The sequence below is a fragment of the Picosynechococcus sp. NKBG042902 genome (assembly GCF_963864045.1).
GTDB lineage: Bacteria > Cyanobacteriota > Cyanobacteriia > Cyanobacteriales > MRBY01 > MRBY01.
The window spans coordinates 88,168-103,506 of record NZ_CAWLTV010000065.1; the positions used below are offsets into that span (position 1 = coordinate 88,168).

General features: G+C 50.6%; 15 protein-coding genes. 8 read left to right on the top strand and 7 right to left on the bottom strand.

All coding sequences use genetic code 11. The features are described 5' to 3' along the window. The first annotated feature begins 226 nt into the window (after positions 1–226). The 3 genes from AACR41_RS06450 to AACR41_RS06460 all read left to right on the top strand — a co-directional run bounded on the left by AACR41_RS06450 (position 227) and on the right by AACR41_RS06460 (position 3,833). Positions 227–697, top strand: coding sequence for a hypothetical protein (locus tag AACR41_RS06450; RefSeq protein ID WP_052349673.1), 471 nt, complete (start codon positions 227–229; stop codon positions 695–697). Positions 698–757: 60 nt separating this feature from the next. Further along, positions 758–2,683 (top strand): peptidoglycan D,D-transpeptidase FtsI family protein, encoded by a 1,926-nt coding sequence (locus AACR41_RS06455; protein ID WP_030007361.1) that lies wholly within the window; start codon positions 758–760, stop codon positions 2,681–2,683. Between the two features lie 181 nt (positions 2,684–2,864). Continuing rightward, positions 2,865–3,833, top strand: a complete 969-nt coding sequence (locus AACR41_RS06460; protein WP_030007362.1) for a hypothetical protein — start codon at positions 2,865–2,867, stop codon at positions 3,831–3,833. 2 nt (positions 3,834–3,835) lie between these two features. On the opposite strand, the gene AACR41_RS06465 is transcribed toward AACR41_RS06460, so the two are convergent. From AACR41_RS06465 to AACR41_RS06475, 3 genes are all read right to left on the bottom strand, one after another. Continuing rightward, the gene (locus tag AACR41_RS06465; protein ID WP_030007363.1) at positions 3,836–4,516 is read right to left on the bottom strand and encodes a pantothenate kinase; all 681 of its coding nucleotides are present in this window, start codon (positions 4,514–4,516) and stop codon (positions 3,836–3,838) included. Between the two features lie 9 nt (positions 4,517–4,525). Continuing rightward, positions 4,526–5,722: an HhoA/HhoB/HtrA family serine endopeptidase gene (locus tag AACR41_RS06470; protein WP_030007364.1), complete on the bottom strand. Its 1,197-nt coding sequence runs from the start codon at positions 5,720–5,722 to the stop codon at positions 4,526–4,528. Between the two features lie 285 nt (positions 5,723–6,007). After that, the gene (locus AACR41_RS06475; protein WP_030007365.1) at positions 6,008–6,358 is read right to left on the bottom strand and encodes a hypothetical protein; all 351 of its coding nucleotides are present in this window, start codon (positions 6,356–6,358) and stop codon (positions 6,008–6,010) included. Positions 6,359–6,664: 306 nt separating this feature from the next. Between AACR41_RS06475 and AACR41_RS06480 the strand changes: the two genes are divergently transcribed. Beyond that, positions 6,665–7,279, top strand: a complete 615-nt coding sequence (locus AACR41_RS06480; protein WP_030007366.1) for a hypothetical protein — start codon at positions 6,665–6,667, stop codon at positions 7,277–7,279. 100 nt (positions 7,280–7,379) lie between these two features. Then, complete coding sequence (locus AACR41_RS06485) at positions 7,380–8,654, top strand: MgtC/SapB family protein (protein ID WP_030007367.1); 1,275 nt, start codon at positions 7,380–7,382, stop codon at positions 8,652–8,654. 37 nt (positions 8,655–8,691) lie between these two features. Here the strand turns inward: AACR41_RS06485 and mtnA are convergent, their stop codons facing one another. Continuing rightward, positions 8,692–9,732 carry an S-methyl-5-thioribose-1-phosphate isomerase gene (gene mtnA / locus AACR41_RS06490; protein WP_030007368.1) on the bottom strand — a complete coding sequence of 347 codons (1,041 nt, stop codon included), beginning with the start codon at positions 9,730–9,732 and terminating at the stop codon, positions 8,692–8,694. A gap of 162 nt (positions 9,733–9,894) precedes the next feature. Between mtnA and AACR41_RS06495 the strand changes: the two genes are divergently transcribed. Continuing rightward, positions 9,895–10,131, top strand: a complete 237-nt coding sequence (locus tag AACR41_RS06495; RefSeq protein ID WP_012307905.1) for a hypothetical protein — start codon at positions 9,895–9,897, stop codon at positions 10,129–10,131. 6 nt (positions 10,132–10,137) lie between these two features. On the opposite strand, the gene AACR41_RS06500 is transcribed toward AACR41_RS06495, so the two are convergent. Further along, positions 10,138–10,848, bottom strand: a complete 711-nt coding sequence (locus AACR41_RS06500; protein ID WP_030007369.1) for a 16S rRNA (uracil(1498)-N(3))-methyltransferase — start codon at positions 10,846–10,848, stop codon at positions 10,138–10,140. 149 nt (positions 10,849–10,997) lie between these two features. Here AACR41_RS06500 and AACR41_RS06505 point away from each other — a divergent pair, with 149 nt between their 5' ends. Further along, positions 10,998–12,380: an NAD(P)/FAD-dependent oxidoreductase gene (locus AACR41_RS06505; RefSeq protein ID WP_030007370.1), complete on the top strand. Its 1,383-nt coding sequence runs from the start codon at positions 10,998–11,000 to the stop codon at positions 12,378–12,380. A 92-nt stretch (positions 12,381–12,472) separates the two neighbouring features. Here the strand turns inward: AACR41_RS06505 and AACR41_RS06510 are convergent, their stop codons facing one another. Together AACR41_RS06510 and AACR41_RS06515 are read right to left on the bottom strand one after the other, a co-directional pair. Next, positions 12,473–12,880: a type II toxin-antitoxin system VapC family toxin gene (locus AACR41_RS06510; RefSeq protein ID WP_012307908.1), complete on the bottom strand. Its 408-nt coding sequence runs from the start codon at positions 12,878–12,880 to the stop codon at positions 12,473–12,475. After that, complete coding sequence (locus AACR41_RS06515) at positions 12,880–13,086, bottom strand: hypothetical protein (protein WP_030007371.1); 207 nt, start codon at positions 13,084–13,086, stop codon at positions 12,880–12,882. Before AACR41_RS06515 ends, AACR41_RS06510 begins: the two co-directional genes overlap by 1 nt. Positions 13,087–13,233: 147 nt before the next feature. Between AACR41_RS06515 and AACR41_RS06520 the strand changes: the two genes are divergently transcribed. Next, a partial coding sequence (locus tag AACR41_RS06520; protein ID WP_030007372.1) for a DNA methyltransferase occupies positions 13,234–15,339 on the top strand: 2,106 nt, incomplete at its 3' end.

The following is a 15,339-nucleotide window of genomic DNA, read 5'->3' on the forward strand; positions in this document are numbered from 1 at the left end:
GCCACCGATTGTTCGCCATAACCACTTCATAAAAATCATAAAAATCAGGGAACTTTTTTTGCCCATTGATATCTTTCTTTATATTTTTCTTAGAAAGAAAAGTACATCAATATTGCTTTTTTGAAAAATTAGTAAAAATCGAAAAAAACACGGGAAAATCGATCAAGGCGCGACTACAATACCCCATAATGACAACATCTTTTGTGTGAGGCGATAGAAAGTAGATATGGCAGTTGCACCTCGACCCTGGCAGGTTTCCCCCTCCCGTCCGCAAAAATCCAGACCCCTCAAAGTGGTAGAGTCCAAGGTTCGCAGCTTGCCAGCGCGGCCAGAACAGCCCTCTACAACCCCTTTGGTACACACGCTCCGAATCAGTAAGCAGGTGACCCAATGGGTGGCGATCGCCGCCGTGACAACGGCCATGGGTTTATATGCCGGAAAAGCCTATTACCAAAAGGGCTGGAGTGAAGCGTTTAGTCACCTCCTCCAACTCCAAGACTACGAGGCAGATCTCATCGCCACCAGTGCCAGCCTCGGCGAATTTTTCCAGCACCAAGCAGAGCAACCGACCGCAGGACTTGTGGCGCCAACCCCAGCCCACAGCGTTTATGTCAAAACGCCTGCCCAGGTCTCTCTCCCCGCCGCGCCCCAAGATAATCTCCCCCACGTCCGCGAACAATCTCCCATTGGCTATTAATCATTGGTTTCTTGGTAGAGTGTTGAGCAGATTTGCCCTTAGCAATCAGGGGTCAAACCGATGACCATGCCTTCCCCCCACTCCCACCAACAACGACGGCAACTGTATCGGCGCAAGCAACAAGCCATCCGGTCTCGGCCGCCCGCACCGAAGCTGCTCCAACGGCGTTTATTCCTCGTCTGGGGCATTTTTGTGGTGGGGTTATTGGCTTTGGCTGTCCGGGTGTTCTACTTACAGATCATTGACTACGACAAGCTAGGGGCGATCGCCCAGTCCCAGCATCAGATTACCCTCCGTCCCTATATTCCCCGACGGACTATCGTTGACCGCGAAGGCAATATTCTGGCCCTAGACCGCATTTCCCATACCCTCTACGCCCACCCCGTCGGTTTCCGACTTCCCCAGGAGCTAGTAGACAATCTCCCGGGGGCGATCGCCCCCACAGACCTCCCGAAGGCCGTTGCCCATTATCTCGCTCCTATTTTGGGGGATGTTTCCCCCGCAGACCTAGAGACCACCTTACGCCGCCAAAAAAGCGGGATCTTGTTGCGGGCCAGCCTCGACGCCACCAAGGTCAGCGCCATTCGCCAATTACGCATTGATGGCTTAGAACTGGTGGAACGATATGGTCGGTTCTATCCCCAGGGGGACGCAACCGCAGAAATTACCGGTTACGTCCAAAAAGACGACCACCTGGGCCGGGCTGGCATTGAACTTGCCCAGGAAAGCTTGATCCAACGGGAGCCCATTTCCCTGAGTCTCCGGCGCAATGGCAATGGGGCGATCCTGCCGGGGAACCTCCAGGCAGAGGCGATGAAATATGATGACTGGGAATTGGAACTGTCCCTCGATCTCCCCCTCCAAAAGGCCGCCCGCCAAGCCCTACAAAAACAGATGGCTGCCTACAAAGCGAAACGGGGTGTTGTCATTGTCATGGATGCCCAGTCTGGGGAACTGCTGAGTCTGGTGACAGAACCCAACTACGATCCCAACAATTACGCCCAAGTTCAGCCTGAAAATTATGGTGTTTTTAAAAATTGGGCAGTCACAGATCTCTATGAACCGGGGTCTACCTTTAAACCGATCAATGTCGCCCTCGCCCTCGATGCCGGGGTGATTACCCCCAACACGTCGGTGAATGATCCGGGATCAATTCAGGTTGGCCCCCACCGGATGAAAAACTACAACGGTGCCGGAAACGGTGTGATTGATGTGGCGGGGATTTTGCGGGTTTCTAGTAACGTGGGGATGATTCGGTTGATGCAAAATCTGTCCCGGGATGATTATTATGACCGACTGCAAAGCTTGAGACTCACTGAACCCACAGGCATTGATCTACCGGGGGAAGTAACAGGCACCCTCAAGAGTCGCGAAAAATTTACCGCTAGCCCCGTCGAAGCAGCCGTGAATTCCTTTGGCCAAGGGTTAACTGTGACGCCCATCAAGCTGGTGCAACTCCACGGGGCGATCGCCAACGGTGGCACCCTCGTCGAACCCCATCTGGTGCGGGGACTATTCAATAGCCAAGGGGAACCCCAAACCGTCACTCCCAAAGCAGAAATCCCCAATAGTGCCCAGCAGCTTGCGGCAACCACGACTGAACCGGAAAACCCACAAATTTTTTCCCCGGCAGTGGCGAGAACTGTACTCGACATGATGGAAACCGTTGTGGACGATGGCAGTGGCGAAAAATCAAAAATTGCCGGCTATCGGATTGGTGGGAAAACAGGAACTGCCCAAAAAGCGCGCAACGGCCAATATATTCCGGGAGCCTACATCACAAGCTTCGTCAGTATCTTCCCCATCGATAATCCCCGCTATGTGGTCTTTGCCGCTGCCGATGAACCCACAGAGCCCAATTCCTTTGGGGGGACTGTCGCCGCTCCCGTCGTCCATGATGTGCTCCAGGCCCTAATTGTCCGCGAAAAAATCCCTCCCACTGGCCCTACAGTGGTACCAGAAGATTCCACAGAAGCATCCCCCTAGGGAAAAACCAATTACGATTCCCGACACCGCAATAATTGCAGGAATTTCGGGAGAAATTCTGTGTATCTCACAACCGCTGGTTCCTTGAAGGGATACACTAATAGAGCACACAGGTTAAACTAATGTGCTGGCACGCTTTGACCCAGGCTGCTCACCTTTATCTGCATTTTGTATCGACGCTATGAGTCCCCGCAAACTAACCGACCATGACAAAGAAGAATTACTCGTTGCCTACCGTGAAACGGCAGAAACGACTTCTACTTTGGCGTCCCGCTATGGCGTGAGCAGCTCTACCATTAGTCACTTTCTTAAGAGTCGTCTCAGTGCCAGTGAATATGAGGAATTGATCCAACGCAAACGCCTGGGTCGTGGCAACCGTGGGACAAAATCAACCCCCGAACCGGAGCCATCGACGGCTAAAACCGTGGAAAAACCAAAGCTAGTTAAACGGGTTGAAACAGCTCCAGAATCTACCGATACAGCCGAGGACACGCCACCCAAAACGGAACGGCGGCGCACCAGACGTAAATCCCGTGACCCAGAGCCAGAGGCAATCCCAGAGCTGGACACTGCCGATGCAAGGACGACAGTGGCCCTAGAGGATTCTGAGCCTGAACCGGAAGCTGCAACCTTTGAGGAGATCGAAATTAATCCGGATTTACTCGCCCTAGCCCAGGAAATTCAGTTGGGCGATCGCCAACAGGCCCTCAAGGAATTATTGGGGGAAGACATCGGTGATGACGATGAATTTGATGATGATGACGACGATGAGGAATTTGATGATGATGACGACGACGATGAAGAATTTGATGTGACCCCGGTCGCCCACTCGGAAACGGTGGAAATTTTGCCCCTCGAAGCAGCCCAGTTCCCCCGCAATTGCTATGTGGTGACGGATCGTTTGTCGGAGTTGATCGCCCGGCCAATGCAAGATTTTCAGGATTTAGGGGAAATTCCCGACGAAGAAATCAGCCAAAAAACCCTTCCCATTTTTGATAACCACCGTGTCGCTAAACGGTTTATCCGGGGGCGCACCCAAAAAATCATCAAAATTCCCAATGGCGACCTTTTCCTCAAAACGAGCGGTTGTCTCGCGGCCAAGGGCATTACCCGCCTACTGCTCGATGGCAAGGTTTATCAGCTCCGTTAGGATCAGCGATTACGTCTCAGGGCTGCAAATCCGTGGAAAATAAGCCCCGGATCGTAATGCAAAATAGGTAACTGTTGGGCCAGCCACGCCCCATCTCCCCCGGTGCTGAAGATCTGACCCTGGGGAAATTCGGCTTGCCAAGCGCGGATAAAATCTTTGACCCCAGCAAGGACTGTGTAGGTAATGCCACTGGCGATCGCCCCGGCGGGATCATTGGCCCAACGGGGGGGCAATTGCGTCGGTAAATGGACTTTGGGTAAGGCGGCAGTGTGCTGGGTGAGGCTTTTAAATTGGAGGTTTAAACCCGGTAGAATCGCGCCACCGATCCATTGGCGATCGCCGTTGGCCGCTGAAAAGGTTAAGGCCGTCCCCCCATCAACCACTAAACAGGGAAAGCCATACCGTTGTCCGGCCCCCCAGACCGCCAGGGCGCGATCAATCCCCAATTGGGGATAGAGATTTTCGAGGGGAATATCGGCCAAGGTAATGGGCTTGGCGGTGGGAAAATGAGCCCGTATCCAAGTGCTTTGTTGGGGGACGACCGAGGCCAGATAGCGCAACTGTTTCACACCAGGGGGACAAGTGCCATGGGCCGTGTGGTGTACTGTTTGCAAGGTATCCCCCGTAAATGTCGCCCAATGGAGCCGGGAGTTGCCAATCATTAAGGCCCACCATTGATCCATAACCCTGGCCTAACTCGGAAACTCCGTAGGCTGGACGGTTAACTGCCGCATTTTGCCCCGGCGCTTGAGATCAATGGGTAAATCAGCACCGATGCTACTCCGTTCTACGACATCCTGGACATCAAAGGCGGTCAGGACGGGTTGATCCCCCACCTGCTTGAGGATATCTCCCACCTGGATATTGGCGATCGCCGCCGGAGAATCTGGGGCCACCTCAATCACCAACACGCCTGTCTCTTGGTTTAAATCAAGATCCTGGGCCATGGCAGGCAGGGTTTCCCGCAATCGATTTTTCCCTTCTCCGTCCAATGCCAGCATCCGAATCCCCAGGTAAGGGTGGGTCGCTTTCCCCTCCGTAAAGAGTTGCTGGGCAATGCGTTGGGCGGTTTCGATGGGAATGGCAAATCCCAGACCTTGGCCATCAGCGCGAATCGCTGTATTTAAGCCAATCACTTCCCCCCGCACATTGAGGAGGGGGCCACCGGAATTACCAGGGTTAATGGCGGCATCGGTTTGGATAAAACGTACCCGTTTGTCCGGAATGCCGACCTGGGCACTGGGACGGTCGAGGGCACTGATAATACCGACGGTGACACTGTTGTCAAAACCGAGGGGATTACCAATGGCGATCGCCCATTCCCCTGGGGTCAGACCCGCCGCATTCCCTAGCGTTGCGGTAGGCAACCCCGTGGCGTCGATTTTAATCACGGCAATATCTGTTAGCTCATCAACACCCATCACTTGTCCTTCAAAGACCTGGCCATCCTTGAGAGTCACCTTTACCTTAGAGCTATTTCCCACCACATGGGCATTGGTCACCAGTTGGCCATCACTACTGAGAATAAAACCGGAGCCCGTGCCCTGGGGTTGGCGATCGCCGTCAAAGGTGGGAAATCCTTCTTCTAATTGAAAAAACTTCTTAAATAATGGTGTGGGTGATGCCGAGGCCTCCGTCTGATCTAGGGCATCAATGCGCACGACGGTCGGCCCAACGGTTTTGACCGCTTCAGCAATAAAATTTACCGAGTCTTGGTTGAGATCCAGCGCAGCCAGGGATTGCTCATATTGACGAAACTCACCATAGGCCTGCAAAGATGCATTTAGCTGTCTTTGGAACCAATAGGCATGGCCCAAAAACCCCAGGCTTCCCCCGAGGATAAGGAAAGTCGTGTAGAGGCTCCACTGACGAAAAGATTGATTTAGCATGGGTGTGAGGAGACTGGAGGCGCAAAGATAAACGCAAGCTTGCCTTAAAATTATGGCAAAAATCTTGCTTGATTCCCTACTTTAACCAGCCCAGAAAACCTCTTTTGTTAATTGCGGTCAATTTTTAAAAACTTTTTAAAAAAATCGGCTGCCAACGGCCTGAATACTCCTGCCACCCCAAGGAATATCTGGATCAGAAAAAATCTCCCCAGTCACTTTCGCCAACAAAAAACCAGAGCTTGCTGACTCTGGCACAATATCAACCCCCGACAACTCGCCAAATTGTTACTGGCTGGTATGTTGGTAAACCTGGATTGAAGTACGGCTCGAACTTTGAATGTGGGATTCCTTGGGGTGGCTCGGATCGATCTGAGCGCCAGTTTGGATAATTCGCAGTTGTTGCACCTGCACCTGGGCCGGTTGTCGGCTGAGATCCGCGAGCGTTGGGAGGTGGATATTTTTGGGTAAACAGACACGGATCTGGGGATTGAGTTCTTGGGTATGGAGACGCCATCCCTCTGGACAGGTCATTTCTGTGGGGGTGGCGATCGCCGCTGGGGCACCAGACAACAGCACCATCAACCCCAAAGACAGACCATCCAACAACTGTACGCCAATACCTTGTGTTGATTTCATGGTTTTGCTCCATTGCAAAGGAGAATAAATTGAGAGATTAGGGACTAACGGGACTAACCTCCACGGGGTTGTAGTGGCGGCCCCCCAGAACCTATGCAGTTCATTCTCTGAGGTCGTCAGATCGCTACCGAATTTATCCCTGGGCTGTCGGTGAAAATTTTGTCTTTTGTTGCAATCTAAAAGGCTTCTGGGAAAAGCTCACTATACTAATGGTGCAGATTTTCGGGCGGCGGAAAAATCCAGAAAAGTGCCCCCAATGCTGTTGTGATTGTTTGAAGTCAAATATTACTGAGGGAGAAAGCTGTGATGTTCCAGGTTTTGCGTCGTTATCTGAGTGCCAGTGTGGGCCTTGGTTGTCTCATGGGGCAAATGATCTATGCACCAGCCCAAGCTAATCCAGTGGGAATTCAGTTCCAAGGGGATACCAATGCCGTCTTTGTGGCCCAACAGCTCGGCTTTCCTCCTGTGCCTCCCAATGCGGGGATTATTGGCCCTTTTTCCGATGATCAGGGTTTAATTTATCTGGATGCTCAAGGACGAATCAGTTATTTTTCACCGAGTCAGGTGACGGTTTTTTTCGCCCAGGCCAACGCCAATAATGACCCAAAAATTCTTTATGCCCTGACCCCCACTGCCACCTACAGAATGCAAAATAATCAGGCGATCGCCGTTGACCCAAACACTATCGAAGCGGCGATTACCCCTTGGCCTTATTCGGGGGTGATGGTGAATGTTTTAATCGCCTACCTCCAGCAATACCAAGCCCAGCTAATGGCGAGTGGAGGCGTTACGGTTTCCGCCGAACAGCAATCCTATGTCAGTTCAATGCTCCACAACACCAGCATGAATATTTTGAATAATATTGGCAGTGAAGGTTGCACCGAACACTACGAAGATGTTTACTACCTCGGCTGCTGGTAAGGTGAGTACATCGCGTTCGGCCCCAAGCACAATCATTTGTTTGTCATTGGGTGCGGAGCGGCAAATATCGCTATCGTAAAATCGCAACACATTTTTGGTAATGGGCTCCCAACTCCTCAGCCTCGTCCCAGCAGATGCCTATAAGCTTCTGGTGGTTTTATTTTTGTCGTTTCTCATTGGCCTCGAACGGGAGGAACACAAACTCAATAAGGGCTATGCCTTTGGGGGCGTGCGCACCTATCCGCTCATTGGTCTGATTGGCTATAGTGTCGCTTTTTTGGCCCAAACCCAAATGCTGGCAGTGATCGGCGGTTTGGCGGTGATTGGTGGCTTTATGATGATTTCCTACTGGCACAAGGCGGAAACGTCACGGGTTGGTCTTACTTCGGAGATGGCGGGTTTGGCGACCTATATTCTGGGGGCGCTGGTCTACCACGGGCATTTTTGGGTGGCTTCTTCCTTGGCGATCGCCAGTTTGATTTTGTTGGAACTGAAGACTTTTCTCGAAGGATTGGCCGAGCGGTTTTCTGAGGAGGATATTTTCACCTTCACCAAATTTCTGCTGCTGACCATTGTTATTTTGCCCATTTTGCCCAATCAAGCCCTGACTACCTTTGATCTCAACCCCTTTAAAACTTGGCTGGTGGTGGTGGCCGTGAGTACCGTTTCCTACGGCAGCTTTCTGCTCCAAAGGCTCATTAAAGGTCAAGGTAGCATTCCGCTGGCGGCTCTTTTGGGGGGAGCCTATTCTTCGACGGTGACCACCGTCGCCCTGGCGAAACGTTCTAGCGTCGATCCTGCAAATTCCCAGCGTTATGTGGGGGGAATGGTGATGGCTTCGGGGATGATGTATTGGCGCTTAATTCTGCTGTTGGAATTGTTTAATGGAGCTTTGTCGGAACGGCTGATGGGTTCGTTTTTCCTGTTAGGGCTGGTGGGAGTTGTGGGGGGCTTGGCGATCGCCCTCCGGAAAAAAAATGGGACTGATCCCCAGGCGATCGCCGCGACCCATCCCCAGGGCAACCCATTGGAACTAAAGGCCGCCTTTAGTTTTGCGCTGCTCTTTGTGGTGATCTCCCTCTTGACCCGGTATATTGTCGATTATTTAGGCGATCGCGGTGTGTATTCCTTTGCGGCGATTATGGGGATCACCGACGTAGATCCCTTTATTCTGAGCTTGACCCAATCGGCGGGTCAGTCCTTGTCTTTACCCCTAGCCAGTATTTCGATTTTGATTGCGACGGCGAGTAACAATGCGGTCAAAGGAATTTATGCCCGCTCCTTTGGCGATCGCCAAACGGGACAACAAAGTTTGTATTTTTTGCTGGGCTTTAGTGTGTTGGGCTTACTGCCCATTTTGACCCAGCTATTTTGAATCTTCACCGCTTGGGAGGGGATAGAGGGGGCGGTTTCTAGCCCTTGAAGTTAATCAACTGGTCAGGAGCCACGGCCCCTTTTTCTGTAATGATCGCCGTGATTAGATGGGCCGGGGTCACGTCAAAAGCCGGATTATAAAATTGCACCCCTTCCGGGCAGATGCGCGTATCACCAATTTGATAGACTTCCTTAGGATCGCGCTCCTCAATGGGAATTTGCTTACCATCGCTGAGGGAAAAATCCACCGTCGATAAAGGAGCCGCCACGAAAAAAGGAACATTATGGGCCTTCGCGACGATCGCCAAACTGTAGGTGCCAATTTTATTCGCGGCATCGCCATTGGCCGTAATCCGGTCGGCTCCCACCACCACTGCATCGATGCGACCCTGTTGCATACAGTGGGCCGCCATGTTGTCACAGATTTGCGTCACCGGAATCCCTTCCTGGACGCATTCCCAGGTAGTGAGCTTGGAACCCTGGAGCCGGGGCCGAGTTTCGTCGGCGTAGACCATCCCTAAACGATTTTCTCGCCAGGCCGAACGAATTACCCCCAAAGCTGTACCATAACCCGCCGTGGCTAAACCACCCGCATTGCAATGGGTAAGGATCGTTAATTTTTCGGGGGTTTCGGGAAGAACCGCTAACCCCTGATCACCGATCGCCTGGCAGGTGGCGAGGTCTTCATTGTGGATCGCCTTGGCGGTATCAAGAATTAAATTTTGCAACTCAGGAATACTACCAGTCGCATCTTGAACCGTTGCCATGACTCGATCAATGGCCCAAAAAAGATTGACTGCGGTGGGACGGGTTTGCCGGAGGGTTGCGGCGATCGCCTCTAGTTTTTCCAGAAAAATGGTGCGGTCTGTGGTTTGGATCTCCTTTGCCCCCAGGTATAGACCATAGGCCGCCGAAACCCCGATGGCAGGTGCTCCCCGGACAATCATTGTGCGGATCGCCTCAGCCATGGCCTGGTGGGTTTTAATTTCGACGACTTTATAGGCGAGGGGGAGCAGGGTTTGATCCACGAGGAGGACGCAGTCTTCTTGCCAAACGATGGGGTTGATGGAGTTGCTCATTAAACTGGGAAAATTCCAACGGTGAAAAATCTTCCCTATTGTGGCCTGAGGGCGGACGAAAAAAATACATTCGGTAAATTTCTCCGGCGATCGCCTTGCATCTCCGCTACCATGGCCATGTAAGGTAACTAAAATCCCCTAACGGCTTGGAGAAGCGGGAAAATGAGTGAATTCGCTGATTTTATGAGCATCATGCACGATGACCTTGGCGAACATTATCAACGCATCATGATGACCTATAAGGGGAATATCACCCCCGATACGGCGTTTCAGGCGGCGGCACTCCTCACGGCAGCCCAGAGTAACGCGACTTATACGAGTCAGCTCCAGGGGGAAATTGAGTCCCTCCGCAAAACCTTGATCGCCATCGAAAAATCCCGCCGGGATTCCCAAAGTTAAATCCAGTTAATTTCCTGGACGACAGTAACTATTCACTAAGGCGATCGCCGTAATTGATGCTGTCACCGCCCGGAGAATTGATGTCCCTAAAGAGACTACGGGAATATTTTTGGCGATCGCCTGTTGAATTTCTGCTTCCGTCCAGCCTCCCTCCGGCCCGATCAGTACCGTAATTTCTGGGGGGAGTGTTTTAGGTAAAGCATCCAGGAGATGCAATGACTTTTCCCGTGCGCCACAGAGATAGGTTTGCTCTGGGGAAAGGGTTTCTAAAAGTTTTAAAAAAGGTTGGGGTGCGGCAATTTCTGGCACAATCGCCCGTTCCGATTGTTCAGCGGCTTCGGTGGCAATTTTGCGCCAGCGTTTTAACTTGTTCTCACTCGGTTTTAAAATTGTCCGCTCAGAAATCACCGGATAGATCTGCGTTACTCCTAATTCTGTACAGCAACGCACCACTTCATCGAAGCCATTTTTCGGCAGAGCAGCCACTAATTTCACTGGAATCGGGCATTCTGTTTGGAGGTGCTGGGATTCGATTAATTGAATCTGCTCAGTCTCCGTCAGTTCACCAAGCCAAGCTTGGCCTAAACCATTTAACACAACCAGGCGATCGCCCGCGCGCAACCGTAGCACACTTAGCAGATAATGCCGTTGTTCTGTCGTTAAATTAACCCTAGAAAGATCAGTAAATTGCGCCTCAGAAACCACCAAACGCTGCATTAAATTAACCGTCTCCGCCCTATTTTTTCGAGCAATAGCACCATTGAAATCTCACCTTTTATCTCTTTGGGTAGATTTCTGTTAGTATTCTTACCTAACACAGGCCGATTGAAATAAAAGTTTATATTTTCCCCAACCCCAGCGAACCCATGGTCAATACCCAACTCCCCAATCTCACCCCCCAGACAGACAAGCATAAAGTGGTGATTATCGGTGGCGGTTTTGGTGGTCTTTATGCCGCGAAAACCCTCGGTAAATATGAGGCTGCCGTGGATGTCACCCTGATCGACAAACGGAACTTCCACCTGTTCCAACCGCTGCTGTACCAAGTAGCAACAGGTACCCTTTCCCCGGCGGATATTGCCTCGCCCCTGCGCGGTGTCCTCAGCGGCAACAAAAACACCCATGTGCTCCTTGATGAAGTCGTTGACATTGATCCCGATAACAAAACGGTGGTAATGAACGAAGGGATCGTCAACTATGACAGTTTGATCGTCGCCACGGGGGTCAGCCATCACTACTTTGGAAATGACCATTGGAAACCCTACGCACCGGGCCTGAAAACCGTTGAAGATGCCCTCGAAATTCGCCACCGCATCTTTATGGCCTTTGAAGCTGCGGAAAAAGAAACAGATCCGGCACTCCAACAGGCTTGGTTGACTTTTGTGATCGTGGGTGGTGGCCCGACGGGGGTAGAATTGGCCGGGGCGATCGCCGAAATTGCCTACAGCGTCCTGAAAAAAGATTTCCGCAAAATTGATACTACCCGCGCCCGGATTATTCTCCTAGAAGGGATGGATCGGGTCTTGCCCCCCTACGATCCAAGTTTGTCGGCAAAAGCGCAAAAATCCCTGGAAAACCTAGGGGTTCAGGTACAAACCAAGAGCCTTGTGACGAACATCGAAGACCACCTTGTCACCTTTAAGCAGGGCGATGACCAGCTTGAAATTGCCGCGAAAACCATTGTCTGGGCCGCTGGGGTGAAAGCGTCTGGCATGAGTAAAGTCCTCGAAGACCGTTTGGGGGCGACCTTAGACCGAGCTGGTCGGGTCATCGTCGAGCCGAACCTGAGCGTTGCGGGTTATCCCGATGTCTTTGTGATTGGGGACTTGGCCAACTTCCCCCACCAAAATGAACGGCCTCTACCTGGGGTTGCGCCAGTGGCGATGCAAGAAGGGGAATATGTGGCAAAACTGATCAAACAACGGGTCAATGGTCAGGAGATGGCGCCTTTTCGTTATATGGAATTGGGTAGCCTAGCTGTCATTGGGCAAAATGCCGCCGTTGTGGATCTCGGTTTTGTGAAATTCTCTGGGTTCCTGGCCTGGTTAATCTGGATTTTTGCCCACGTGTACTACCTGATTGAGTTTGATAACAAGATGGTGGTAATGCTCCAGTGGGGTTGGAACTACTTCACCAGAGGTCGGGGTGCCCGTCTGATTACCGGAGAAAAGGATCTCGTCTCTGGATTCAAGCTCTACCAAGAAACTGCTGACAAAGAAACGAAGGTCAACATTAAAGTCGAAGCCTGACGCCAAGCTGAATAGCGCATCTTAATGCACTTCCCCCACGACATTCTCGTAGAGTAATAATTTTGTGGGGGATTTTATGATGCAATCTTTTTTCAGGGATGCCAAAAACCAATATCTTCAAAGAAGCCGAGGTCTCTGTAATCAATTGTCCAAACCTTTGCTTGCATTTGTTTTGCTACAACCAGCACAGAAGCATCTTCTAAACTGCCTCGCCATTGGGGTGAACGAATGCTGAGTTCGTAAATCTCTTGAAAATCCGTTGGAGAAATAGTCTGAATGACTGTATTTGTCTGCAAAGTTGTCAAAAGGAATTGAGCCGCTTGAATTGACTCACGGCGTGAAACAAATTTGTAAACCTCAAAAACAATCGGTAAAGGGGTAATGATCTCTCCAAAAGCTTTTGGGATTTGGGTAAAGCCGGACTGAGCTAGCTCATGATATCGATCCTGGCGAGAAACGAGGGCAATCAGAGGGCCTGCATCGAGTACCAGTCGTTCCATCAACGCTCCAAGGGATTCGTCGAAGCATCTACAGGGGCATTACGAACTAGGCCTGCTAAATCTAGCAAATCCTGACCATTCCGGGGACGTAACTTATCTCTGAGGGCGCTCTGGACGAGGCTAGAGGCATTTTCTTCGGGGTGAGTTTGGAGGTATTGATCAAGCTGCTGCCACAGCTCATCCGGGATGTACAGTGTCTTTTTCATGGGCGCTTGACTCAAGCTGCAGGGTATGACTTTTATCATACTTGCTCACAGTGAATTCTGTCGGTGGTTTTTGGGTGGATGGTGTTGGGGTTGGGCGATACTATGGAGGAATCTTTGTATTGTTTTTTCTTGTGGGCTGAGTGACCAATGGCAGTAACCCGTGATTCTCTCCAGGTGTTTGTGGATTACTGTAATGCCTATATCCAAGGGGATGAGAAGTCGGAGGCGCAGACATTTTTAACGCGATTTTTCCAAGCCTTTGGCCATGCGGGAATCAAAGAAGTTGGGGCCGAGTTTGAGGAGCGGGTCAAAAAAGCGAGTAAGAAAGATAAAACAGGTTTTGCGGATTTGGTCTGGTCGCCCGCCCCTGGGGTAAAGGGAGTCGTGGTGGAGATGAAAAAGCGCGGGACAGATCTGGCGCTCCATTATTCCCAACTTGAAAAATATTGGCTGCGGCTGACCCCAAAACCACGCTATTCGATTCTCTGTAATTTTGATGAGTTTTGGGTCTATGACTTTAACAACCAGGTCGATGAGCCTGTAGACCGGGTCAAGCTAGAAGATCTCCCGAACCGGGTAGGGACATTTTCGTTTATGGAGATCGGTGGTCGGGAGCCGATCTTTCGGAATAATCAGGTCGAAGTGACGGAACGCACGGCCAAGCGCATGGGGGAATTTTATCGGCTGGTGCGATCGCGGGGCGAAAGGGAAAAGTTTGTCTATTTCACAGAAGCGCAACTGCAACGGTTTACCCTGCAATGTGTGCTGGCGATGTTTGCCGAAGACCGGAATCTCCTGCCACGGGATCTGTTTGTGGGGTTGGTGCAGGACTGTTTGGCGGGGCGGGATAATGCCTATGATGCCTTTAGTGGGTTGTTTCGGGCGATGAACTTGCCGGGGATCGTGCCCCAGGGTCGTTACAAGGGGGTGGATTATTTTAATGGGGGTTTGTTTGGGGAGATTCACCCGATTCCCCTCGAAAAAAGCGAGCTAGAAATTCTCGATGTGTGTGCGCGGGATGACTGGGCGAATATCCGACCCTCGATTTTTGGGAATATTTTTGAGAGTGCCATTGATGCGGATGAGCGCCACGCCAGGGGAATTCATTACACTTCTGAGAAGGATATCCGGCAGATTGTGCGCCCGACGATCGCCGACTATTGGGAAGGGAAAATCGACGAGGCGACGACCTACGAAGATCTCGAAAAGCTGAAACAGGAATTACGGGAATATCGGGTGTTGGATCCGGCGTGCGGTTCGGGAAATTTCCTTTATGTGGCGTATCAAGAGCTGAAGCGAATTGAGCGGGTTCTCCTGAATAAAATCTATGAGCGGCGCAAGCGGTTTCAGGGGGAAGTTTTACAGCAGGAAGAAATCGGGATTGTGACGCCGTTGCAGTTTTTTGGGATGGATACAAATCCGTTTGCGGTGCAGTTGGCGCGGGTGACGATGATGATCGCCCGGAAGATTGCGATTGATAAGTTTGGGTTGAATGAGCCTGCTTTGCCGTTGGATTCTTTGGATCAAAATATTGTCTGCCAAGATGCGCTATTTAATGACTGGCCAAAGGCTGACGCGATTATTGGGAATCCGCCTTTTCTTGGTGGCTCAAGAGTACGTTTAGAGCTTGGGGATAAATATGTTGAACGAATTTTTGAAAAGTTTTCTGATGTCAAGGACAAAGTAGACTTTTGCGTTTATTGGTTTCGTTTAGCACACGAAAATCTTAATAAAACTGGTCGAGCTGGTTTAGTTGGGACAAATTCAATTAGTCAAGGCTTCAGCAGAAGGGCGAGCTTAGAATATATTGTCAATAACGGCGGAATTATTCACGATGCAATCTCTACACAGGTTTGGTCTGGACAAGCGAATGTCCATGTTAGTTTAGTTAATTGGCAATATTTAAAGCCTCCAGAATATGTCTTAGATCATGAAATTGTCAAAAATATAAATTCATCTTTAAAGTCTGAAACTGATGTTTCCAATGCCGTTAAGCTAAAAGTTAATCTGAATCAATCTTTCAAAGGTGTGCAACCCACGGGAAAAGACTTTTTGATTTCTGAGAAAAAAGTAGAAAATTGGATCCAGAAAAATACAAAAAACAATCAAGTCTTGAAACTATTTGTATCAGCTTCAGATTTAGCCAGCAATAAAAATGGTGAACCCAGTCGATGGATTATTGATTTTAATGATTTTTCTTTAGAAGACGCATCTACATACAAAGAGCCTTTTGATCATGTTAATTTTTTGTTA